This is a genomic window from Protaetiibacter sp. SSC-01 (genome assembly GCF_014483895.1).
Lineage (GTDB): Bacteria > Actinomycetota > Actinomycetes > Actinomycetales > Microbacteriaceae > Homoserinibacter.
Window position 1 is genome coordinate 358,278 of sequence record NZ_CP059987.1, and the last position, 21,959, is coordinate 380,236.

Sequence of the window (21,959 nt, forward strand, 5' to 3'; positions counted from 1 at the left end):
CGGGGGAACGGGAGGAAAGGAAAGGCAATGGCATCGACCATCGTGGGGCTCGACTTCGGTCGGGGGGTGATCAGAGGAGCGGAGGTCTCGGGGGCGGCATCCGCGCGACCGACCCTGGTGAGGTATCACCAGATCGCCGTCCCGGCGACCGCGGTCAACCGCGGCGAGGTCCTGGAGCAGGAGACCGTCGTCGCGGCCCTCAAGCAGCTCTGGAGCCAGGCAGGTTTCAAGACGCGCAAGGTGATCGTCGGCGTCGGGAACGCGCGCGTGCTCGTGCGCGAGCTCACGGTTCCTCGCATGCCGATGAATCGCATCCGAGAAACGCTGCCGTTCCAGGTGCAGGACGTGCTCCCCGTGCCCGTCAACGAGGCCCTTCTCGACTTCTATCCGACGACCGAGTCGGATGAGGACGGCAACCCGGTCATCCACGGCTTGCTCGTCGCCGCGATCAAGGAGAGCGTCCTCGGCATGGTGGAGGCCGTCGAGAAGGCACGTCTCGTGCCGGTCGACGTCGATCTCATCCCCTTCGCGCTCACGCGTTCGGTCCTCACCGGGCCGATCGCGCAGGGGGCGGTCGCGCTCGTCCACATCGGGGCGGAGACCACGATGGTGGTCGTCGCGGTCGACGGCGTGCCGCAGTTCGTGCGCATCATCCAGAACGGGGGGGACGACATCAACCGCGCGCTGGTGTCGCGTCTCGGCATGGACGAGTTCCAGGCGGAGCAGATCAAGCGGCGGTTCGGCCTGGCCACCCAGGGCGCGGGGCCCGAGCTGCGGCCGGCGTTCGAGGTCATCTACGAGGCGACGGGAGATCTGGTGGTCGCCATCCGCAACACGCTCAGCTTCTACCTTTCGAGCAAGGCTGGCGCCGCGGTCGAGCGCGTCGTCCTGTCGGGCGGCGGCGCGGAGCTCAACGGCTTCGCCACGGCCCTCGCGGATGCGACGCGTCTGCCCGTGCGTGCTCCCGCGCCCGTCGACCGACTCGCGATCGCGCGTTCGGTCAACACGGATCAACTGTCGGCAGGCAGTTCCGGCGTCGCCGTCGCCGCCGGCCTCACCCTGGGGAGCAAGGCATGACCGCCACAGTGAATGCACCTGCACAGGCCCGTGCGGCGGGGAACCGCAAGACCTCTGTCGCTCTCGGTGCGGTGCCTCGCGTCTCGCTCATGCCGCCGGAGCTCGGCGAGCGCAATCGCCAGCTCGGTGTCCAACGTGGACTTCGCCTCCTCATGTTCGCCGCCGTGGTCCTCGCGATCGGGGCCACTGCAGGCGCGTGGTACCTCGCCTTCGGGGCAACTCTCGCGGCTCAGGCCGAACAGGCGCGCACTGCCGACCTGCTTCTGCAACAGCAGCAGTACGCAGAGGTGCAGCAGGCCATCCGCGCCGTCGAACTGGGCGAGGCGGCCCTGCGAGTCGGAGGGTCGACAGAGATCGACTGGCAGGACTACCTCGGACGCGTCCAGGCGTCGCTGCCCGAAGGTGTGCTGCTCGAGAGCTTCACGGTCGATGCCTCGACCGTCACAGAGCAGTACCCGCAATCTTCCATCCCGTTGCAGGGAAACCGCATCGCGACGCTCCAGTTCTCCGCGAAGAGCTCGACGCTGCCGGAGATCCCGGATTGGCTCAACCGCCTGCAGGGGCTACCCGGTTTCGTTGATGCCAACCCGGGCAGTGTCTCGCGCGGCGTCGACGGCAGCTACACCGCGAGCATCGAGATGCACATCGACGCCCAGGCATACAGCAACCGCCTCACCGCCGATGAGGCGGAAGCGGCTGAGACCGAGGAGGTCGGAGAGTGAAGCTCAGCACGCAGATCTGGGGCCTCATCACGGTCGTGGTCGTCGTCGGAGTGCTCGCAGCGGGCTGGTTCCTCGGGGTCTCACCCCAGCTGACCGCTCAGGCACAGGCGGAGTCCCAGCGGAAGACCGCGCTTGCGCAGAACGACAGCATCCGCGCGACCATCGCCGAGCTCGAGCGCGAGCAGGACAATCTCGCGGCGTACAAGGAGCGCGATGCCCAGCTGCAGGTGGCCATCCCGACCACTGTCGACAGCGCCGACTTCATCACCGACCTGAACTGGTTGGCTGTAGCGTCCAACGTCACGATCGAGCAGATCTCCATCAACGAGGTCACGCCCTACACGGCGCCCGGTCGGTCCACGGATGAGGATCTGGCCCCCGTCACCGACAGCCGGATCAACGGCGACAACTTCCTCCTCGTCCCCGTGTCGCTCTCGGTCAGCGGTGGGTGGAATGAGGTGCTCGCCTTCACGCACGGCGTGCAGGCCAACGGCCGCCTCGTGCTCGTCACGAAGGTCAGCACCACGGGCGACGGCATCACCTTCACCACGACTCTCAGCGGCGCGATGTACGTGCTTCTGCGACCCGTGGTGGCGACCGCTGAGACCGCAGACGAGGGATCCGACTCGGACGCCTCGGCGGCCGGCTGATGAGACCGCCGGCGGCCGCGTCCCTCCCGTCGCGGCCGCCGGCCCCTCTTCTCCTATGAACATGCGTATCGGACGGGTCGTCGACGCCGTCGTCCTCGTCATCGCCCTCGTCGGCGCGGCACTCGTCGCCCGCCATGACGCGGGACTCGCGGGCCCCTGGCTGCCGGTCGCCCTCGTGGCGACGCTTCCCCTCTATCTCGTCGGTCGCGGCTGGAGGCTCCCGTGGTGGCTCCACGCCGTGGCCGCCGCGCTGCCGGTCTCCCTCGTGCTCGTGGCCGTCGCCCACGGCTACGCGGATGGCGCGGCGCGGTCGATGCGCTTCGCCTACGGCGCGCTCCTCGCGCTCGCCCTCATCGGATGGGCGCGTTCGCCCCGCCGCCGCCTCGCCGCCGGCATCGGAGTGGCGGCGCTCGTGGCCGATCAGTACATCACCGCCTGGTTCCCCTGGTGGGGCGGCGGTGACCCCGCGAAGCTCATGTGGGGCACCTTCTACTGGCACAACCAGTTCGGCATCTACCTCGTCATCGGCATCGCAGTCGCCGCGGCGCTCGCCGTGGCTGGGCGCCGCATCTTCGCGCTACTGGGCTTCCTCGTCACCTTCCTCGCCGGGGCGGGCGTCGTCGCATCCGGATCCCGCGCGTCGCTGGCACTCCTCGGCGTCGTCCTCGCCGTCGCCGTCGTGATCGGGCTCGCCGCGGGACGGTGGAAGGGTGCCGTCCGGGGGCTCGTGCTCCCCATCGGTGTCGTGCTGACGGCCGTGTTCATGACGAGCGCGGTCTTCTTCCCGAACACCGACGCTGCGGGGGACCCGACGAGCGGCCTGACCGGCCGCGACGCGGAGGCCGGCAGATCGGTCACCGAGCGCATCAAGTTCTGGGGCGACGCCGTCAGGCTCGGCGCGAGCTCGCCGCTTGTCGGCATCGGGCTCCAGGCCTACGGTCGTGCCCTCCAGTGCGTGCGCGACACCTCGCTCACGTCCCATCCGCACAACGAGTACCTGCTCGCGTGGGCCGAGGGCGGGGCCGTCGCCGCGCTCCCGGTGCTCACCGTGCTCGTCGGTGTCGTGTGGCTCGTCGTCATTTCGCTGCGTCGCCCGCGGGGACTCGAGGTCGAGCGGCGGATCTCGTGGCTCCCGAGCGGCGCCGAACTGCGCGAGGACCCGGTGCGCTGGGGCGCGCTGCTCGGCCTCGTCGTCTCGGCGGGCCACGCCGCGTTCGACTTCGACTGGGCGTATCCCGCGCTGCTCGCGATCACGGGGCTCGTGGGGGGCCTCGCCGCGGCGCCCCTGTTCGCCGAGAGGCCCGCTCCCAAGACGGGCCTCGCCATCCTGAACCTCGGCCTCGTGGCCGTGCTGCTCGCGGCGGCGTTCGCGGGCTACCTCGCCGACCCCGTGCCGGGCGAGGCGCTGCGCCCGCTCACCCCCGGGATGTACGTCTGCCCCGAGTGACCCGACATTGCGGCAGGTTACGCCCCCGGGTACACTTGACCGCGTGTGTGCATTCGCGCACGTTCCCCATGCCTGAGAATCGCTCCGCTGGAGCGGGTCGCGCATGGGAACGCACCGAATGCCCCACAGGGCCAGGCCCCGGCACCCGTCGCGGCTGACCCCCACGGCATATCCGTCTGCAGTCCTCGCGGAGTTCTCCGAGAGGTGACGGGTCCCGATGGATCCACCATCAAGCTGTCACCGTGCAGCGTGAGCAAGGAGCACTTTTGCCCACCATTCAGCAGCTGGTCCGCAAGGGCCGCACGCCGAAGGTCACCAAGACCAAGGCCCCGGCCCTGAAGGCCAACCCGCAGCAGCGCGGCGTGTGCACCCGTGTGTACACGACCACCCCGAAGAAGCCGAACTCGGCCCTCCGCAAGGTCGCCCGTGTGAAGCTCTCCAACGGCACCGAGGTCACCGCCTACATCCCCGGCGAGGGCCACAACCTGCAGGAGCACTCGATGGTGCTCGTCCGCGGCGGTCGTGTGAAGGACCTCCCCGGCGTGCGCTACAAGATCGTCCGCGGCGCCCTCGACACGCAGGCCGTCAAGAACCGCAAGCAGGCCCGTAGCCGCTACGGCGCGAAGAAGGGTTAAGGAACATGCCTCGTAAGGGACCCGCCGCCAAGCGCCCCGTCGTCGCCGACCCGGTCTACAGCTCGCCGGTCGTCAGCCAGCTCGTCAACAAGATCCTCCTCGACGGCAAGAAGGACCTCGCCCAGCGCATCGTCTACGGCGCGCTCGACGGCGTCGCCACCAAGTCGGGCCAGGATGCGGTCGTCGTGCTCAAGAAGGCGCTCGACAACGTCCGTCCGACCCTCGAGGTCAAGAGCCGCCGCGTCGGCGGTTCGACCTACCAGGTGCCGGTCGAGGTCAAGCCGCACCGCGCGAACACCCTCGCGCTGCGCTGGCTCGTGAGCTACTCGAAGTCGCGTCGCGAGAAGACGATGACCGAGCGTCTGCAGAACGAGATCCTCGACGCCTCCAACGGCCTCGGCGCCGCCGTGAAGCGCCGCGAGGACACCCACAAGATGGCCGAGTCGAACAAGGCCTTCGCCCACTACCGCTGGTAAGCATCCGGGTCGTCCGGATGTTGTACCCGACGAGGGTCGACATCCGGACGGCCTGAACTCTCCGATTCCCGAAAGAAGGAACACCCCGTGGCACAAGACGTGCTCACCGACCTCACGAAGGTCCGCAACATCGGCATCATGGCGCACATCGATGCCGGCAAGACGACGACGACCGAGCGCATCCTCTTCTACACGGGCGTGAACCACAAGATCGGCGAGACGCACGACGGTGCGTCGACGACCGACTGGATGGAGCAGGAGAAGGAGCGCGGCATCACGATCACGTCCGCCGCCGTCACCTGTTTCTGGAACAAGAACCAGATCAACATCATCGACACCCCCGGTCACGTGGACTTCACGGTCGAGGTCGAGCGCTCGCTGCGCATCCTCGACGGTGCGGTCGCCGTCTTCGACGGCAAGGAGGGCGTCGAGCCCCAGTCCGAGACCGTGTGGCGTCAGGCCGACAAGTACAACGTCCCGCGCATCTGCTTCGTCAACAAGATGGACAAGCTCGGCGCCGACTTCTACTTCACGGTCGACACGATCATCAGCCGCCTCGGCGCGAAGCCGCTCGTGATCCAGCTGCCGATCGGCTCCGAGTCGAGCTTCGTCGGCGTCGTCGACCTGATCGAGATGCGCGCCCTCGTGTGGCCCGGCGACGCCAAGGGCGACGTGACCATGGGCGCCAAGTACGAGGTGCAGGAGATCCCCGCCGACCTCGTCGACAAGGCCAACGAGTACCGCCAGGTGCTGCTCGAGACCGTCGCCGAGACCGACGACGCGCTGCTCGAGAAGTTCTTCGGCGGCGAGGAGCTCACGGTCGCCGAGATCAAGGGCGCGATCCGCAAGCTCACCATCGCGAGCGAGATCTACCCCGTGCTCTGCGGCTCGGCGTTCAAGAACCGCGGCGTGCAGCCCATGCTCGACGCCGTCATCGACTTCCTGCCGAGCCCGCTCGACGTGCCGCCGGTGCAGGGCCACGACGTCAAGGACGCCGAGGTCGTGCTCGAGCGCAAGGCCGACGCGAAGGAGCCGTTCTCGGCGCTCGTGTCGAAGATCGCCGTGCACCCGTTCTTCGGTCGCCTCACCTACATCCGCGTGTACTCGGGTGCGCTCGAGTCGGGTGCCCAGGTGATCAACTCGACCAAGGGCAAGAAGGAGCGCATCGGGAAGATCTTCCAGATGCACGCCAACAAGGAGATCCCGGTGCCCTCGGTCACCGCCGGTCACATCTACGCCGTCATCGGCCTCAAGGACACCACCACCGGTGACACCCTGAGCGACGCGGCGAACCCGATCATCCTCGAGTCGATGACCTTCCCGGAGCCCGTCATCGAGGTCGCGATCGAGCCCAAGACCAAGGCCGACCAGGAGAAGCTCGGCACGGCGATCCAGAAGCTCGCCGAAGAGGACCCGACGTTCCGCACCGAGCAGAACATCGAGACCGGCCAGACGGTCATCAAGGGCATGGGCGAGCTGCACCTCGACATCCTCGTCGACCGCATGAAGCGCGAGTTCAACGTCGAGGCGAACGTCGGCAAGCCGCAGGTGGCGTACCGCGAGACCATCCGCAAGACGGTCGAGAAGTACGACTACACCCACAAGAAGCAGACCGGTGGTTCCGGCCAGTTCGCCAAGGTCCAGATCACCCTCGAGCCTCTCGAGGTGACCCCGGAGACCTCGTACGAGTTCGTGAATGCCGTCACCGGTGGTCGCGTGCCGCGCGAGTACATCCCCTCGGTGGACCACGGCATCCAGGACGCGATGCAGGTCGGCGTGCTCGCCGGCTTCCCGACGGTGGGCGTCAAGGCGACGCTCGTCGACGGTGCCTCGCACGACGTCGACTCCTCGGAGATGGCGTTCAAGATCGCCGGCTCGATGGCCTACAAGGAGGCCGCGCGCAAGGCGAGCCCCGTTCTGCTCGAGCCGCTCATGGCTGTCGAGGTGCGTACGCCCGAGGAGTACATGGGCGACGTCATCGGCGACCTCAACTCGCGGCGCGGCCAGATCCAGGCGATGGAGGATGCGACCGGCGTCAAGGTCGTGCGTGCCCTCGTGCCGCTGTCGGAGATGTTCGGCTACGTCGGCGACCTTCGGTCGAAGACGTCCGGGCGTGCCGTCTACTCCATGCAGTTCGACTCCTACGCCGAGGTCCCCAAGGCCGTGGCCGACGAGATCGTCCAGAAGAGCAAGGGCGAGTGACCCCGGTCACCGCCCAGCAAACCCCACTACAGTAAGAACAACCCAAAGCACGAGCATCCGGAAAGCCATCCGGATGCCTGCGACCGAGTCCTGAGGAGGACACCAAGTGGCTAAGGCCAAGTTCGAGCGGACCAAGCCGCACGTCAACATCGGAACGATCGGTCACGTCGACCACGGCAAGACCACGCTCACCGCGGCGATCTCGAAGGTTCTCGCCGACAAGTACCCGTCGGCCGTGAACGTCCCCCGCGACTTCGCGTCGATCGACTCGGCTCCCGAGGAGCGTCAGCGCGGTATCACGATCAACATCTCGCACGTCGAGTACGAGACCCCGAAGCGCCACTACGCGCACGTCGACGCGCCCGGTCACGCCGACTACATCAAGAACATGATCACCGGTGCGGCCCAGATGGACGGCGCGATCCTCGTGGTCGCGGCGACCGACGGCCCGATGGCCCAGACGCGTGAGCACGTGCTGCTCGCCAAGCAGGTCGGCGTTCCCTACCTGCTCGTGGCCCTCAACAAGTCGGACATGGTCGACGACGAGGAGATCCTGGAGCTCGTCGAGCTCGAGGTGCGCGAGCTCCTCTCCTCGCAGGACTTCGACGGCGACAACGCCCCCGTCGTCCGCGTCTCGGGCCTCAAGGCTCTCGAGGGCGACGAGAAGTGGACGCAGTCGATCCTCGACCTCATGGAGGCCGTCGACGAGAACATCCCCGACCCGGTGCGTGACAAGGACAAGCCGTTCCTCATGCCCATCGAGGACGTCTTCACCATCACCGGTCGTGGCACCGTCGTCACGGGTCGCGCCGAGCGTGGCACGCTCGCCATCAACTCCGAGGTCGAGATCGTCGGCATCCGCCCGACGCAGAAGACCACGGTCACGGGTATCGAGATGTTCCACAAGCAGCTCGACGAGGCCTGGGCCGGCGAGAACTGTGGCCTGCTCCTCCGCGGCACCAAGCGCGAGGACGTCGAGCGCGGTCAGGTGGTCGTGAAGCCGGGTTCGGTCACGCCGCACACCGTGTTCGAGGGCACCGCGTACATCCTGTCCAAGGACGAGGGTGGTCGCCACAACCCGTTCTACGCGAACTACCGTCCGCAGTTCTACTTCCGCACCACCGACGTCACCGGCGTCATCACGCTGCCCGAGGGCACCGAGATGGTCATGCCCGGCGACACCACCGACATGACGGTCGAGCTCATCCAGCCGATCGCCATGGAGGAGGGCCTCGGCTTCGCCATCCGTGAGGGTGGCCGCACCGTGGGCGCCGGCAAGGTCACCAAGATCATCAAGTGAGTCCGCAGGGCTCAATGCGCGCAGCGCGTTGAGCCCGGAGGACTCAGGTCGAGCAGGCGGCGCAGCCGCCGTGTCGAGACCTCATCCTCGCCTCACTGATCGCGAAGGGCCCGGATCCGATTGGATCCGGGCCCTTTCGCGTGCCCGGCGTGCCGTGTCAAGGGGTCGCCCGCCGAGGGGTGAGCGCGCGAGACTCACAGCATGGTGAGGCTGCGACGCACCCGGGCAGGTGAGCCCGGCATCCGTCGCGTGCGCCGCGGGCGCGGCTTCGCCTACACGGATGCGACGGGCGCCCCGATCGGCGACCCCGAGCTGCGCGAACGCATCGACGCGCTCGCGATCCCGCCCGCGTGGACCGACGTGTGGATCTGCAGCTACCCCAACGGCCACATCCAGGCGACGGGCGTCGACGCCGCGGGCCGACGGCAGTACCTCTACCACCCGACGTGGCGCGAACAGCGCGATCGCCAGAAGTTCGACCGCGCCCTCGCGCTCGCCGAGTCGCTCCCGGCAGCGCGCCGCGGGGTCACGATCGACCTGCGCCGCGAGGGCCTGCCGCGTGAGCGCGTGCTCGCCGCCGCGTTCCGGATGCTCGATGTCGCGCGTCTGCGCGTCGGCTCGGAGCGGTACGCGCTCGAGCACGGATCGGTCGGCCTCTCGACCCTGCTCGGCGCGCACGCGTGGGTCGAGGATCGCCGCATCGTGCACCTCGAGTTCCCCGGCAAGAGCGGTCAGGAGTGGTCGTCGGAGGTGAGCGACCCCGACCTCGCGGCCGTCGTCGCCTCGCTCAAGCGCCGTGGTCCGCGGGCGCGCCTGCTGGCCTGGCGCGACGACGACGGGCCGCATCCGCTGCGCGCGGAGGACATCAACGCCGACATCCGCGAGCGCACGGGCGGCGACTTCACCGCGAAGGACTTCCGCACGCTGCACGGCACGTGCGCTGCGGCGCTCGCGCTCGCCCGCACCGGCCCGAAGGGCTCGGCGTCGGCGCAGGACCGCGCGATCGCGGCCGCGGTGCGCCAGACGGCCGAGCTGCTCGGCAACACCCCCGCGGTCGCGCGCGCGAGCTACATCGACCCGCGCATCCTCGACCTCTACCGCGACGGGGTGACCATCGACGCCGACCGGGCGGCCTCCGTCGAGTCGCAGCTGCGGGCTCTTCTCTTCGAATAGTCGCCGGCGTCGCGGGGGCGCGATGTCGGCGGGGTGCGCCAGGATGGTGCGGTGAGCGCACGGGGTTGGCTGCTGTTCGCGGCCATGGCGTTGCTGTGGGGCGTGCCGTACCTCTTCATCAAGGAGACGGTCGAGACCTTCACGCCCGTCGCGATGGTCGCGGGGCGCACGCTCGGCGGGGCGCTTCTGCTGCTGCCGTTCGCCATCCGCCGCCGCGCGCTCCGACCCGCGCTCGCGAAGTGGCCGTGGGTGCTCGCGTTCGGCGCGATCGAGATGGCGGGCCCGTTCCTCCTGCTCGGGCACGCCGAGCAGACCCTCGACTCGGGAATGACGGGGCTGCTCGTCGCGACCGTGCCGCTCGTCGCCGCGATCATCGCCGTGGTGCGCGGCGACCGCAGCGTGCTCAAGCCCCTGCGTCTCCTCGGCCTCGTCATCGGGTTCGGGGGAGTGGCCGTCATCGTCGGCGGCCCGGCGCTCGTGCACGGCGTCGACGGGCTCATCGCGGTGGGGGAGGTGCTGCTCGTCGCCGTGCTGTACGCGACGGCCCCGTTCCTCATCGCCGCGAAGCTCGCCGACGTGCCCTCGCTCGGCTCGATCACGATCGCGCTCGGCGCCGTCGGCCTCTTCTACCTGCCGTTCGCCCTCGTCTTCCCGAGCGAGGCGCCGACCCTCCGCAGCGGCCTCTCGCTCGTTGCTCTCGCGGTTCTCTGCACGGCGCTCGCCTTCATCGCGTTCTTCGCCCTCATCGACGAGGTCGGGCCCGCCCGGGCGCCGCTCTTCACCTACGTGAACCCCGTCGTCGCGATCGCGCTCGGCGCGCTTCTGCTGGGCGAGGAGCTCAGCCCGCAGCTGCTCATCGGCTTCCCGCTCGTGATCGTCGGATGCTGGCTCGCGGCCACGGGGGGCCGCCTCCGGCAGCGTCGCAGCGTCCCCATCCCGGAGCCCACGCCTCCCGTCTGAGCCGCCGCCGCCCCCTCCCCGCCTTAGTTCCCGTTCCGCGTGTTTGTTGCCGAACGAACGGGTGCAAACACGCGGAACGGGAACTATTGCCCGGGGCGGATGTCGTGCACATCCCAGGCGCGAGGGCGTCATCCACTGAGTGCTCGAGCCGGCGGGTCGGGCCACGCGCCGAGGCCGCACACTGGCGCGATGGAAGAGCTGCCCCAGGAGTCCGGCGTCACCCTCGTCAAGCGGATGCGGGCACTGGGCATCCCCGACCAGCAGCTGCGCGGTGCAGCAGGGCGCGAGCAGCTGGTCCGGCTCCGCCGCGGTGCGTACGCGCGAAGGCGCGCCGCGGAGGCCGCGGATCGCGACGACGCCTACCGCCTGCGCGTCGTCGCGGTCGTCGGCACGCGCCGTTCGGCGGTGGTTCTCTCGCATCACTCGGCGGCGTTGCTCCATGGACTGCCGGTGGCGGACGGATGGCCGTGGCAGGTCCACATCACGGAGCCACCCGAGTCGCGACGGCGCACGAAGAACGGCGTCGTCGTGCATCGCTCCCCGTCGATCGGTGACATCGTCGAGATCGACGGCATGCTCGTGACCTGTCTGGCTCGCACCGTCGTCGACGTCGCGGCAGAGGGCGCGTTCGTGGACGCCGTATGTGTCGCGGATGCGGCGCTCCGCGCGGGCGTGAGCCGCGAGGACCTGCGCGCCGAGGCGGAAGCGCGGCCAGGGCCGGGGAGGGCTCGCGCGCGACGGGTCGTCGAGTTCGCCGACGCGAAGGCGGAGACGTCGCTCGAGTCGTGGAGTCGAGCGACGATCGAGGAGCTGGGCTTCCCGCGACCGGTGCTACAGCATCCGATTCCGACGCCGAACGGGATCCGATACCTCGACCTGGCGTGGCCGCAGATCCGCGCCGGCGCCGAGGCCGATGGCCTCTGGAAGTACGGCGCCCTCGCCGAAGCCGAGGGGCGGACCGGACTCGAGGCGTTCCGAGCGGAGAAGCAGCGCGAAGCCGACATCCGTCCCCACCTGCGCGCGTTCACGAGGTGGGGTGTCGACGAGCTCCGCCACCCCGAGAAGCTGCGCCGTCACCTCCTCTCCCTGGGCTTGCGCCCCCTCCCCTCCTATCGCCCCGACCACCCTCAGCGGTAGTCCCCGTTCCGCGTGTTTGTTCCCGAAGGAACGGGTGCAAACACGCGGAACGGGAACTATGGAGGGGGTCGAGAGCGCGACGCGCCGAGCGCGACACGCCCGGGTTGCAGCAAATGCCGGTGTGTGGCAGACTTTCATGGTTCAACACGCTGCGCCCGGTGCGCGGCTCACTCCTCTGGCAGTGCACAGCCCCCGATCCTCGATCGGAAGCGGCTGGGCCGCGAGGAGCAGGACAAAGCTTCAATCGAATCCCGAAACCCTCTGGGGACACGCGTGCGCCTGCGCGCCGTGGAACCGGGCGGAGTCGGTGATTGACAGAAGAACAGCGGTGCGCGTCGAAGGGCGCGCGGATGTGCGGGCCGATTCGGTGCCGTACGGGAACAAGGAAGAGAGCTGACCATGGCGGGACAGAAGATCCGCATCCGGCTGAAGTCGTACGACCACGCCGGCCTCGATGCATCGGCGCGCAAGATCGTCGACACCGTGACCCGTGCGGGCGCGACCGTCGTCGGCCCTGTGCCGCTCCCGACGGAGAAGAACGTGGTCGTCGTGATCCGTTCGCCGCACAAGTACAAGGACAGCCGCGAGCACTTCGAGAAGCGCACCCACAAGCGCCTCATCGACATCATCGACCCGACGCCCAAGGCCGTCGACTCGCTCATGCGCCTCGACCTGCCCGCCGACGTCAACATCGAGATCAAGCTCTAGCCCGAGCTGAACCCGGAAGCCAAAGGAAACCCATGTCTGCTGTGAAGACGACCAAGGGTCTGCTGGGCACCAAGCTCGGCATGACCCAGGTCTGGGACGAGAACAACAAGCTCGTGCCCGTGACCGTGGTCCAGATCACCCCCAACGTCGTGACCCAGGTCCGCACCGTCGAGAAGGACGGCTACGAGGCCGTCCAGATCGCGTACGGCCAGATCGACCCGCGCAAGGTCAACAAGCCTGCCGCCGGTCACTTCGACAAGGCGGGCGTCACACCCCGCCGCCACCTCACCGAGGTCCGCACCGCCGACGCCGCCGAGTACTCGCTCGGTCAGGAGCTCGCGGTCGACATCTTCGAGGCCGGCCAGCTCGTCGACGTCGTCGGCACGAGCAAGGGCAAGGGCTTCGCGGGCGTCATGAAGCGCCACAACTTCAAGGGCGTCTCGGCCTCGCACGGTGCGCACCGCAACCACCGCAAGCCCGGCTCGATCGGCGCCTCCTCGACCCCCAGCCGTGTCTTCAAGGGCATGCGCATGGCCGGTCGCATGGGTGGCGAGCGCGTCACCGTGCAGGGCCTCAAGGTCCACTCGGTCGACGTCGAGAAGGGCCTCCTGCTGGTCAAGGGCGCCGTCCCCGGTGCCCGCGGCCGCATCGTCTTCGTCCGCAACGCCGTGAAGGGTGCCTGATCATGGCCGCTACCACTCTCGACGTCGTCGACCCCAAGGGTAAGAAGGCCGGTTCGGTCGAGCTGCCCGGCGCGATCTTCGACGTGCAGACCAACGTCCCGCTCATCCACCAGGTCGTGACCGCCCAGCTCGCCGCAGCGCGCCAGGGCACCCACAAGACCAAGGGTCGTGGTGAGGTCTCGGGCGCCGGCCGCAAGCCGTTCAAGCAGAAGGGCACCGGTCGCAGCCGTCAGGGCTCCATCCGCGCCCCCGAGCACACCGGCGGTGGCATCGTCCACGGACCGGTGCCGCGCGACTACTCGCAGCGCACCCCCAAGAAGATGATCGCCGCTGCTCTGCTCGGCGTCCTCTCCGACCGTGCCCGCGGCGAGCGCATCCACGTCGTCTCCGACTTCGGCATCGACGCTCCCTCGACGAAGGCCGCGGCCGACGTCCTCGCGGGTCTCGGCGCCGTCAAGAACGTGCTCGTCGTGATCGACCGTGACGACGAGGTCGGCGCGCTCAGCGTCCGCAACCTCGCCAACGTGCACGTGCTCTACGCCGACCAGCTCAACGCCTACGACGTGGTCGTGTCGGATGACGTCGTGTTCACCCGTGCCGCGTTCGACGCCTTCGTCGCGTCGAAGGGCGCCCAGACCGAGGAGGCTGCCAAGTGAGCGGCTACAACAAGGACCCGCGCGACATCATCATCGCGCCGGTCGTGAGCGAGAAGAGCTACGGGCTCATCGACGAGGGCAAGTACACCTTCATCGTCGACCCCCGCTCGAACAAGACCGAGATCAAGCTGGCGATCGAGAAGATCTTCGGCGTCAAGGTCGCCTCGGTGAACACCATCAACCGCGTGGGCAAGACCCGCCGTACCCGGTTCGGCATGGGCAAGCGCAAGGACACCAAGCGCGCCATCGTCACGCTCAAGTCCGGCTCGATCGACATCTTCACGGCTGTCGGCTAAGGACCAGGGAAGAGAATCATGGCCATTCGCAAGTACAAGCCGACGACCCCGGGTCGTCGCGGCTCGTCGGTCGCCGACTTCGCGGAGATCACGCGCTCGACGCCCGAGAAGTCGCTTCTGAAGCCGCTGCCCAAGACGGGTGGACGCAACAACACCGGTCGCATCACGACCCGCCACATCGGCGGCGGTCACAAGCGCCAGTACCGCGTCATCGACTTCCGTCGCAACGACAAGGACGGCGTCAACGCCAAGGTCGCTCACATCGAGTACGACCCCAACCGCACGGCGCGCATCGCGCTCCTGCACTACGTCGACGGCACGAAGCGCTACATCCTCGCGCCGAACAAGCTGCAGCAGGGCGACATCGTCGAGTCGGGTGCCTCCGCCGACATCAAGCCCGGCAACAACCTGCCGCTCAAGAACATCCCGGTCGGTACCGTCATCCACGCGATCGAGCTCAAGCCCGGTGGGGGCGCCAAGCTCGCCCGCTCGGCCGGCGCCTCGGTGCGCCTCGTCGCGAAGGACGGCCCCTACGCCCAGCTGCGTCTCCCCTCGGGCGAGATCCGCAACGTCGACCTGCGCTGCCGCGCGACGATCGGCGAGGTCGGCAACGCCGAGCAGTCGAACATCAACTGGGGCAAGGCCGGCCGCAAGCGCTGGAAGGGCGTCCGCCCGACCGTCCGCGGTGTCGCGATGAACCCCATCGACCACCCGCACGGTGGTGGTGAGGGCAAGACCTCCGGTGGTCGCCACCCGGTCAGCCCGTGGGGTCAGCCCGAGGGCCGCACCCGTCGCCCCAACAAGGAAAGCGACAAGCTCATCGTCCGTCGTCGCACCGTCGGCAAGAAGCGCAAGTAGAGGTAGTAGAAGATGCCGCGCAGTCTCAAGAAGGGACCCTTCGTCGACGAGCACCTGTTCCGCAAGGTTCAGGCTCAGAACGAGGCGGGTTCGAAGAACGTCATCAAGACGTGGTCGCGTCGCTCGATGATCGTCCCGGCCATGCTTGGCCACACGATCGCCGTGCACGACGGCCGCAAGCACATCCCGGTCTTCGTGACCGAGACCATGGTGGGTCACAAGCTCGGCGAGTTCGCGCCGACGCGCACCTTCCGTGGACACGAGAAGGACGACAAGAAGGGTCGTCGCCGCTGACGCGGTGACTGAGGAGGAAGAGAAATGGTGGAGTCGATCGCCCGCGTGCGACACATCCGCGTGACGCCTCAGAAGGCCCGTCGCGTCGTGGACCTCATCCGGGGCAAGCAGGCCCAGGAGGCTCTCGCGATCCTGAAGTTCGCGCCCCAGGGTGCGAGCGAGCCCGTCTACAAGCTCGTGGCGTCCGCGATCGCGAACGCCCGTGTGAAGGCGGATGCGACCAACACGTTCCTGGACGAGTCCGACCTCGTCGTGGCGCGTGCGTTCGTCGATGAGGGCACCACGCTCAAGCGGTTCCAGCCGCGTGCCCAGGGCCGCGCGTTCCGCATCAACAAGCGCACGAGCCACATCACCGTCGTGCTCGCCACGCCGGACGAGCCGGTGCTCGCCGGCACGGCCGCTGCGAAGAAGGCAGGTAAGTAATGGGCCAGAAGGTCAACCCCTACGGCTTCCGTCTGGGCATCACCACCGACCACACGTCGCGCTGGTTCTCGGACTCGACCAAGCCCGGTCAGCGTTACGCCGACTTCGTGGCCGAGGACGTCAAGATCCGCGAGATGCTCAAGACGAAGCTCGACCGCGCCGGTGTGGCGAAGATCGAGATCGAGCGCACCCGCGACCGCGTCCGTGTGGACATCCACACGGCCCGTCCCGGCATCGTCATCGGCCGCCGCGGCGCCGAGGCCGAGCGCATCCGCGCCGACCTCGAGAAGCTCACCGGCAAGCAGATCCAGCTCAACATCCTCGAGGTCAAGAACCCCGAGGCCGAGGCCCAGCTCGTCGCTCAGGGCATCGCGGAGCAGCTCAGCGCCCGTGTCGCGTTCCGTCGCGCCATGCGCAAGGGCCTCCAGGGTGCCCAGCGCGCCGGCGCCAAGGGCGTGCGCATCCAGGTCTCGGGCCGCCTCGGCGGCGCGGAGATGAGCCGCTCGGAGTTCTACCGCGAGGGCCGCGTGCCCCTGCACACGCTCCGCGCGAACATCGACTACGGCTTCTATGAGGCCAAGACCACCTTCGGCCGCATCGGCGTGAAGGTCTGGATCTACAAGGGCGACATCACCAACAAGGAACTCGCTCGCGAGCAGGCGGCTCAGAAGTCGTCGCGCCCCGAGCGTCGTGACGGCGCGCGCCGTGGCCCCCGGGCCGAGGCCGCCGCAGGAGTCGAGGCGTAATCATGCTCATTCCCCGTAAGGTCAAGCACCGCAAGCAGCACCACCCGGGTCGTTCCGGGCAGGCCACCGGTGGCACGAAGGTCACCTTCGGCGAGTACGGCATCCAGGCCCTCACTCCCGCCTACGTGACCAACCGCCAGATCGAGTCCGCGCGTATCGCGATGACCCGTCACATCAAGCGCGGCGGCAAGGTGTGGATCAACATCTACCCCGACCGCCCGCTCACCAAGAAGCCCGCCGAGACCCGCATGGGTTCCGGTAAGGGTTCGCCCGAGTGGTGGGTCGCCAACGTCAAGCCCGGCCGGGTCCTCTTCGAGGTCTCCGGTGTCAGCGAGGAGCTCGCCCGCGGCGCGCTCACCCGGGCCATCCACAAGCTGCCGCTCAAGGCACGCATCATCAAGCGCGAGGAGGGCGACGCATAATGGCCGTCGGATCCAAGGAGCTCGCTCCCGTCGAGCTCGACACCTTCGAGGACGAGCGTCTCGTCGACGAGCTGAAGAAGGCCAAGGAGGAGCTGTTCAACCTCCGCTTCCAGGCCGCAACCGGTCAGCTCGAGAGCCACGGACGCCTGCGCGCCGTGAAGCGCGACATCGCCCGCATCTACACCGTCATCCGTGAGCGCGAGCTCGGCATCCGTGCCACGCCCGCCCCCGTGGAGGCGCCGGCCAAGGCCGCGAAGAAGTCCACCAAGAAGTCGGAGGCCGCCGAGGCCCCCGCCGAGTCCGCTGAGGAGGCGAGCAAGTAATGGCCGACACCAAGAAGGCCGCCGTGAAGCCGGCGAAGGCCGGACACGAGTCCGCCGCCCACGACGTCAAGGACGCGGCCGCCCGTGGCTACCGCAAGGTGCGTCGCGGTTACGTGACGAGCGACAAGATGGACAAGACCATCGTCGTCGAGGTCGAGGACCGCGTGAAGCACCCGCTGTACGGCAAGGTCATCCGCCGCAGCTCGAAGATCAAGGCCCACGACGAGCAGAACTCGGCCGGCATCGGCGATCTCGTCGTCATCTCGGAGACCCGTCCGCTCTCGGCAACGAAGCGCTGGCGTCTCGTCGAGATCGTGGAGAAGGCGAAGTAACCCATGATCCAGCAGGAATCCCGCCTCAAGGTCGCCGACAACACCGGCGCCAAGGAGCTCCTCACCATCCGCGTGCTCGGCGGCTCCGGCCGTCGCTACGCGGGCCTCGGTGACGTCATCGTCGCCACGGTCAAGGACGCGATCCCCGGCGGCAACGTGAAGAAGGGCGACGTGGTCAAGGCCGTCGTCGTCCGCACCAAGAAGCAGACGCGCCGTCCCGACGGCTCGTACATCAAGTTCGACGAGAACGCCGCCGTCATCCTGAAGAACGACGGGGACCCCCGCGGTACCCGCATCTTCGGACCGGTCGGCCGTGAGCTTCGCGACAAGAAGTTCATGAAGATCATCTCGCTGGCGCCGGAGGTCATTTAGTCATGGCGAACATCAAGAAGGGCGACCTGGTCCAGGTGATCAGCGGCCCCTCGCAGGCCCGCGGCGGAGACCGCGGCAAGCAGGGTCGCGTCATCGAGGTCCTCGTCGACCAGAACCGCGTCGTGGTCGAGGGAGTCAACTACGTCACCAAGCACGTGCGCGTGGGCCAGACCCAGCGCGGCACGAAGACCGGTGGCATCGAGACGCACGAGGCCCCGATCCACGTGTCGAACGTCGCGCTCGTCGACCCGAAGACCAAGAAGCCGACCCGCGTGGGTTTCCGTGAGGAGACCGTCGAGAAGGACGGCGTCAAGAAGACCGTTCGCGTGCGCTACGCGAAGAAGTCCGGAGAGAAGCTCTAATGGCGAACGCGACTGCCGCGGTGGCTGGCAAGAACCAGCCCCGCCTGAAGCAGAAGTACCGTGACGAGATCACCAAGTCCCTGACCGAGGAGTTCGGCTACGCGAACCCCATGCAGGTCCCGGGTCTCGTGAAGATCGTCGTCAACACCGGTGTCGGTGAGGCCGCTCGCGACTCCAAGGTGATCGACGGGGCCGTCAAGGACCTCACGCTCATCACGGGTCAGAAGCCGCAGGTCACCAAGGCCCGCAAGTCGATCGCCCAGTTCAAGCTCCGCGAGGGCATGCCCATCGGCGCCCACGTGACGCTCCGCGGCGACCGCGCGTGGGAGTTCCTCGACCGACTCCTGTCGCTCGCGCTCCCCCGCATCCGCGACTTCCGCGGTCTGAACCCGAAGCAGTTCGACGGCAACGGCAACTACACCTTCGGTGTGCAGGAGCAGTCGATCTTCCACGAGATCAACCAGGACCAGATCGACCGCGTCCGCGGCTTCGACATCACGGTCGTCACCACCGCCAAGACGGATGACGAGGGTCGCGCCCTGCTGCGCGCGCTCGGCTTCCCGTTCAAGGCGGAGTAACACCCACCCACCCGCGGAGCTCGGCTCGCCGAGACCCGCACGAACCGAAGAAGGTCGGATGCCGGTGAACCGGCTCCGAAACCGCCCAGGAAAAAGGAAACCAACGAAATGACGATGACAGACCCGGTCGCAGACATGCTGACCCGTCTGCGCAACGCGAACCGTGCTTACCACGACACGGTCGCGCTTCCGAGCAGCAAGCTCAAGACCCACATCGCGGAGATCCTCAAGCGCGAGGGCTACATCGCCGACTGGAAGGTCGAGGACGCGCGCGTCGGCCAGACGCTCACGATCGACCTCAAGTACGGCCCGAACCGCGAGCGGTCGATCGCCGGCATCAAGCGCGTCTCGAAGCCGGGTCTGCGCGTCTACGCGAAGTCGACCGAGATCCCCCACGTGCTGGGCGGCCTCGGTGTGGCGATCCTGTCCACCTCCTCCGGTCTGCTGACCGACCGTGAGGCGAGCAAGAAGGGCGTCGGCGGGGAAGTCCTCGCCTACGTGTGGTGATCTGACATGTCTCGTATCGGACGCCTCCCCATCGTCGTGCCCGCGAACGTCACCGTGACGATCGACGGCCAGGACGTCACCGTCAAGGGCCCCAAGGGCGAGCTCGCGCTCACCGTCAAGAGCCCCATCGAGGTCAAGCTCGAAGACGGCCAGGTCATCGTCACCCGTCCCGACGACGAGCGCGAATCGCGCTCGCTGCACGGCCTGACCCGCACGCTCATCGCGAACCAGATCATCGGCGTCACCGACGGCTACTCCAAGAGCCTCGAGGTCGTCGGCACCGGTTACCGCGTGCAGTCGAAGGGCAGCTCGGTCGAGTTCGCGCTCGGCTACTCGCACCCCATCACCGTCGACCCGCCCGCCGGCATCACCTTCGAGGTCGAGGGCAACAACAAGCTTCACGTCCGCGGCATCGACAAGCAGGCCGTGGGCGAGGTGGCCGCCAACATCCGCAAGCTGCGCAAGCCCGAGCCCTACAAGGGCAAGGGTGTCCGCTACGCCGGTGAGGTCGTCCGCCGCAAGGCCGGAAAGGCTGGTAAGTGATCATGGCTGCCATCAGCAAGTCGGCGCAGCGCAACCGTCGCCACGCACGTCTGCGCAAGCGCATCGTCGGGACCGCGGAGCGTCCGCGTCTCGTCGTCACCCGTTCGGCCCGCCACGTCTTCGTGCAGGTCGTCGACGACGCCAAGGGCCACACCGTGGCCTCCGCCTCGACCCTCGAGGCCGACCTGCGCACCTTCGACGGTGACAAGACGGCCAAGGCGCGCAAGGTCGGCGAGCTCGTCGCCGAGCGCGCGAAGAAGGCGGGCATCGACGCGGTCGTGTTCGACCGCGGCGGCAACAAGTACGCCGGACGTGTCGCGGCCATCGCCGAGGGCGCCCGCGAGGGAGGGCTGGAGCTGTGAGCGACGCCACCGAGAACAAGGAGAACCAGGACGTGCAGTCCGAGGAGATCACCGAGGGTCAGGTCGTGGAGACCGCCGCGGGCACCCAGCAGGCCCAGGAGCCTCGCGAGGCCCGTCGCGGCAGCCGCGAGCGCAACCCGCGCAACGACCGCGGCTCGCGCGGCGGTCGTGAGGACAGCCAGTTCCTCGAGCGTGTCGTGACCATCAACCGCGTGTCGAAGGTCGTCAAGGGCGGCCGCCGCTTCAGCTTCACGGCGCTCGTCGTCGTGGGCGACGGCAACGGCATGGTCGGCGTCGGCTACGGCAAGGCCCGTGAGGTGCCGCTCGCGATCTCGAAGGGCGTCGAGGAGGCGAAGAAGAACTTCTTCCGCGTCCCGCGTGCCGGAGCGACCATCCCCCACCCCGTCCAGGGTGAGGCGGCCGCCGGTGTCGTGCTGCTCCGTCCCGCCGCCGCCGGTACCGGTGTCATCGCGGGTGGTCCCGTGCGCGCCGTGCTCGAGTGCGCCGGCATCCACGACGTGCTGTCGAAGTCGCTCGGCTCGTCGAACACGATCAACATCGTCCACGCGACCGTGACCGCCCTCAAGCAGCTCGAGGAGCCCCGCGCGGTCGCCGCGCGCCGCGGCCTCGAGTTCGAGGACGTCGCGCCGGAGCGCCTCATCCGCGCCGAGGCCGACGCACGTGCCGCCGCTACCGCGAAGGTTGGTGCCTGATGGCCGCCCGTCTCAAGGTGACCCAGATCAAGTCCGTTATCAGCGAGAAGCAGAACCAGCGCGACACCCTGCGCAGCCTGGGCCTCAAGCGCATCGGCGACGTCGTCGTGCGCGAGGACACCCCGGCCAACCGCGGGTACGTCCGTACGGTCGCCCACCTCGTGAAGGTCGAGGAGATTGACTAATGGCTGACGAGAAGAAGACGGCGGCCGAGAAGCCGGCCGCCGAGAAGAAGGCTCCCGCCAAGGCTGCTGCCCCCAAGGCCGCCGCCGAGAAGAAGCCCGCTGCGGAGAAGAAGCCCGCCGCCGAGAAGGCCGCCCCCAAGGCTGCCGCCTCGAAGGCTGCCGCCGACAAGCCGGCCGCCGAGAAGAAGGCGCCGGCCAAGGCTGCTGCTCCCAAGGCCGCTGCTGCGAAGAGCGAGACCGAGGCCCCCAAGGCCGAGGCCAAGCCCGCCGCGAAGAAGGCCGCGCCCAAGAAGTCGGCCGACGTCGCGTCGCGTCCGCAGGTGCTCAAGGCCCACCACCTCCGCCCCGCCGAGGGAGCGAAGAAGGCCAAGACCCGCGTGGGTCGCGGTGAGGGCTCGAAGGGTAAGACCGCCGGACGTGGAACCAAGGGCACGAAGGCCCGGTACCAGGTGCGCGTCGGACTCGAGGGCGGCAACCTGAACCAGGTCATGCGCGCCCCGAAGCTCCGCGGCTTCAAGAACCCGTTCCGTGTCGAGTACCAGGTCGTGAACCTGGACCGCCTCGCCGAGCTCTACCCGCAGGGCGGCGACGTCACCATCAGCGACCTGGTCGCCAAGGGTGCCGTCCGTAAGAACGAGAAGGTCAAGGTTCTCGGCACCGGCGAGATTGCGGTTAAGCTGAACGTTGCGGTCGACAAGGTCTCGAGCTCTGCGGAGCAGAAGATCGTCGCCGCCGGCGGCTCCGTCAAGTAGCCATCGGGAAGGTGGCCCCACCCGGGGCCACCTCCTCGCCGCACCGACCCGTGTGCGGCACGCTC

The 21,959-nt window shown here is 68.4% G+C and carries 31 protein-coding genes; all 31 read left to right on the top strand.

Features of this window, described 5'->3' with window-relative positions; all coding sequences use genetic code 11:
- Nucleotides 1-27 precede the first annotated feature (27 nt).
- The 31 genes from pilM (at nt 28) to rplO (ending at nt 21,894) form a co-directional block, all read left to right on the top strand.
- Nucleotides 28-1,077, top strand: a complete 1,050-nt coding sequence (gene pilM, locus H4J02_RS01640) for a type IV pilus assembly protein PilM (RefSeq protein WP_187675402.1) — start codon at nt 28-30, stop codon at nt 1,075-1,077.
- Entirely contained in the window at nt 1,074-1,799 is a 726-nt protein-coding gene (locus H4J02_RS01645; protein ID WP_187675403.1) for a hypothetical protein, read from the top strand. The genes pilM and H4J02_RS01645 overlap by 4 nt, the downstream gene beginning before the upstream one ends.
- Nucleotides 1,796-2,449 carry a type 4a pilus biogenesis protein PilO gene (locus H4J02_RS01650; protein ID WP_187675404.1) on the top strand — a complete coding sequence of 218 codons (654 nt, stop codon included), beginning with the start codon at nt 1,796-1,798 and terminating at the stop codon, nt 2,447-2,449. The genes H4J02_RS01645 and H4J02_RS01650 overlap by 4 nt, the downstream gene beginning before the upstream one ends.
- A gap of 61 nt (nt 2,450-2,510) precedes the next feature.
- Entirely contained in the window at nt 2,511-3,896 is a 1,386-nt protein-coding gene (locus H4J02_RS01655) for an O-antigen ligase (protein WP_187675405.1), read from the top strand.
- Nucleotides 3,897-4,162: 266 nt separating this feature from the next.
- On the top strand, nt 4,163-4,531 hold the full coding sequence (gene rpsL / locus H4J02_RS01660; RefSeq protein ID WP_147900665.1) for a 30S ribosomal protein S12: 369 nt from the start codon (nt 4,163-4,165) through the stop codon (nt 4,529-4,531).
- A 5-nt stretch (nt 4,532-4,536) separates the two neighbouring features.
- Nucleotides 4,537-5,007: a 30S ribosomal protein S7 gene (gene rpsG / locus H4J02_RS01665; protein ID WP_187675406.1), complete on the top strand. Its 471-nt coding sequence runs from the start codon at nt 4,537-4,539 to the stop codon at nt 5,005-5,007.
- 87 nt (nt 5,008-5,094) lie between these two features.
- Nucleotides 5,095-7,209 (top strand): elongation factor G, encoded by a 2,115-nt coding sequence (fusA, locus tag H4J02_RS01670; protein WP_187675407.1) that lies wholly within the window; start codon nt 5,095-5,097, stop codon nt 7,207-7,209.
- 106 nt (nt 7,210-7,315) lie between these two features.
- Nucleotides 7,316-8,509, top strand: coding sequence for an elongation factor Tu (gene tuf, locus H4J02_RS01675; protein WP_187675408.1), 1,194 nt, complete (start codon nt 7,316-7,318; stop codon nt 8,507-8,509).
- Nucleotides 8,510-8,710: 201 nt separating this feature from the next.
- Complete coding sequence (locus tag H4J02_RS01680) at nt 8,711-9,682, top strand: DNA topoisomerase IB (protein ID WP_187675409.1); 972 nt, start codon at nt 8,711-8,713, stop codon at nt 9,680-9,682.
- Between the two features lie 51 nt (nt 9,683-9,733).
- Nucleotides 9,734-10,642 carry a DMT family transporter gene (locus H4J02_RS01685; protein WP_262406174.1) on the top strand — a complete coding sequence of 303 codons (909 nt, stop codon included), beginning with the start codon at nt 9,734-9,736 and terminating at the stop codon, nt 10,640-10,642.
- Nucleotides 10,643-10,831: 189 nt separating this feature from the next.
- Nucleotides 10,832-11,779 carry a hypothetical protein gene (locus H4J02_RS01690; RefSeq protein WP_187675410.1) on the top strand — a complete coding sequence of 316 codons (948 nt, stop codon included), beginning with the start codon at nt 10,832-10,834 and terminating at the stop codon, nt 11,777-11,779.
- Between the two features lie 399 nt (nt 11,780-12,178).
- Entirely contained in the window at nt 12,179-12,487 is a 309-nt protein-coding gene (gene rpsJ, locus H4J02_RS01695; protein WP_120761912.1) for a 30S ribosomal protein S10, read from the top strand.
- A 32-nt stretch (nt 12,488-12,519) separates the two neighbouring features.
- The gene (gene rplC, locus H4J02_RS01700; RefSeq protein WP_187675411.1) at nt 12,520-13,170 is read left to right on the top strand and encodes a 50S ribosomal protein L3; all 651 of its coding nucleotides are present in this window, start codon (nt 12,520-12,522) and stop codon (nt 13,168-13,170) included.
- A gap of 2 nt (nt 13,171-13,172) precedes the next feature.
- Complete coding sequence (gene rplD / locus H4J02_RS01705; protein WP_187675412.1) at nt 13,173-13,826, top strand: 50S ribosomal protein L4; 654 nt, start codon at nt 13,173-13,175, stop codon at nt 13,824-13,826.
- Nucleotides 13,823-14,122, top strand: a complete 300-nt coding sequence (gene rplW, locus H4J02_RS01710) for a 50S ribosomal protein L23 (RefSeq protein ID WP_147900678.1) — start codon at nt 13,823-13,825, stop codon at nt 14,120-14,122. Before rplD ends, rplW begins: the two co-directional genes overlap by 4 nt.
- Before the next feature lie 18 nt (nt 14,123-14,140).
- On the top strand, nt 14,141-14,980 hold the full coding sequence (rplB, locus tag H4J02_RS01715; protein ID WP_187675413.1) for a 50S ribosomal protein L2: 840 nt from the start codon (nt 14,141-14,143) through the stop codon (nt 14,978-14,980).
- 12 nt (nt 14,981-14,992) lie between these two features.
- Nucleotides 14,993-15,274, top strand: a complete 282-nt coding sequence (gene rpsS / locus H4J02_RS01720; protein WP_187675414.1) for a 30S ribosomal protein S19 — start codon at nt 14,993-14,995, stop codon at nt 15,272-15,274.
- A 24-nt stretch (nt 15,275-15,298) separates the two neighbouring features.
- Nucleotides 15,299-15,697 (top strand): 50S ribosomal protein L22, encoded by a 399-nt coding sequence (gene rplV, locus H4J02_RS01725; protein WP_187675415.1) that lies wholly within the window; start codon nt 15,299-15,301, stop codon nt 15,695-15,697.
- Nucleotides 15,697-16,443 carry a 30S ribosomal protein S3 gene (gene rpsC, locus H4J02_RS01730; RefSeq protein ID WP_187675416.1) on the top strand — a complete coding sequence of 249 codons (747 nt, stop codon included), beginning with the start codon at nt 15,697-15,699 and terminating at the stop codon, nt 16,441-16,443. Before rplV ends, rpsC begins: the two co-directional genes overlap by 1 nt.
- Nucleotides 16,444-16,445: 2 nt before the next feature.
- Nucleotides 16,446-16,865, top strand: a complete 420-nt coding sequence (rplP, locus tag H4J02_RS01735) for a 50S ribosomal protein L16 (protein WP_187675417.1) — start codon at nt 16,446-16,448, stop codon at nt 16,863-16,865.
- The gene (gene rpmC / locus H4J02_RS01740; RefSeq protein ID WP_187675418.1) at nt 16,865-17,188 is read left to right on the top strand and encodes a 50S ribosomal protein L29; all 324 of its coding nucleotides are present in this window, start codon (nt 16,865-16,867) and stop codon (nt 17,186-17,188) included. Before rplP ends, rpmC begins: the two co-directional genes overlap by 1 nt.
- On the top strand, nt 17,188-17,520 hold the full coding sequence (gene rpsQ, locus H4J02_RS14090) for a 30S ribosomal protein S17 (protein ID WP_187675419.1): 333 nt from the start codon (nt 17,188-17,190) through the stop codon (nt 17,518-17,520). The genes rpmC and rpsQ overlap by 1 nt, the downstream gene beginning before the upstream one ends.
- Nucleotides 17,521-17,523: 3 nt before the next feature.
- Nucleotides 17,524-17,892, top strand: a complete 369-nt coding sequence (gene rplN / locus H4J02_RS01750; RefSeq protein WP_187675420.1) for a 50S ribosomal protein L14 — start codon at nt 17,524-17,526, stop codon at nt 17,890-17,892.
- Nucleotides 17,893-17,894: 2 nt separating this feature from the next.
- Nucleotides 17,895-18,254, top strand: coding sequence for a 50S ribosomal protein L24 (rplX, locus tag H4J02_RS01755; protein ID WP_187675421.1), 360 nt, complete (start codon nt 17,895-17,897; stop codon nt 18,252-18,254).
- Nucleotides 18,254-18,832 carry a 50S ribosomal protein L5 gene (gene rplE / locus H4J02_RS01760; protein WP_187675422.1) on the top strand — a complete coding sequence of 193 codons (579 nt, stop codon included), beginning with the start codon at nt 18,254-18,256 and terminating at the stop codon, nt 18,830-18,832. The genes rplX and rplE overlap by 1 nt, the downstream gene beginning before the upstream one ends.
- A 108-nt stretch (nt 18,833-18,940) precedes the next feature.
- Nucleotides 18,941-19,339: a 30S ribosomal protein S8 gene (rpsH, locus tag H4J02_RS01765; RefSeq protein WP_187675423.1), complete on the top strand. Its 399-nt coding sequence runs from the start codon at nt 18,941-18,943 to the stop codon at nt 19,337-19,339.
- A gap of 6 nt (nt 19,340-19,345) precedes the next feature.
- Nucleotides 19,346-19,882, top strand: coding sequence for a 50S ribosomal protein L6 (gene rplF / locus H4J02_RS01770; protein WP_187675424.1), 537 nt, complete (start codon nt 19,346-19,348; stop codon nt 19,880-19,882).
- A 2-nt stretch (nt 19,883-19,884) separates the two neighbouring features.
- Nucleotides 19,885-20,244 carry a 50S ribosomal protein L18 gene (gene rplR, locus H4J02_RS01775; protein WP_187675425.1) on the top strand — a complete coding sequence of 120 codons (360 nt, stop codon included), beginning with the start codon at nt 19,885-19,887 and terminating at the stop codon, nt 20,242-20,244.
- A complete protein-coding gene (rpsE, locus tag H4J02_RS01780) occupies nt 20,241-20,957 on the top strand; it encodes a 30S ribosomal protein S5 (RefSeq protein WP_397420143.1) in 717 nt (238 codons plus the stop codon). Before rplR ends, rpsE begins: the two co-directional genes overlap by 4 nt.
- Nucleotides 20,957-21,142 carry a 50S ribosomal protein L30 gene (gene rpmD, locus H4J02_RS01785; protein WP_187675426.1) on the top strand — a complete coding sequence of 62 codons (186 nt, stop codon included), beginning with the start codon at nt 20,957-20,959 and terminating at the stop codon, nt 21,140-21,142. Before rpsE ends, rpmD begins: the two co-directional genes overlap by 1 nt.
- Nucleotides 21,142-21,894 carry a 50S ribosomal protein L15 gene (gene rplO / locus H4J02_RS01790; protein WP_187675427.1) on the top strand — a complete coding sequence of 251 codons (753 nt, stop codon included), beginning with the start codon at nt 21,142-21,144 and terminating at the stop codon, nt 21,892-21,894. The genes rpmD and rplO overlap by 1 nt, the downstream gene beginning before the upstream one ends.
- The last annotated feature ends 65 nt before the right edge of the window (nt 21,895-21,959 follow it).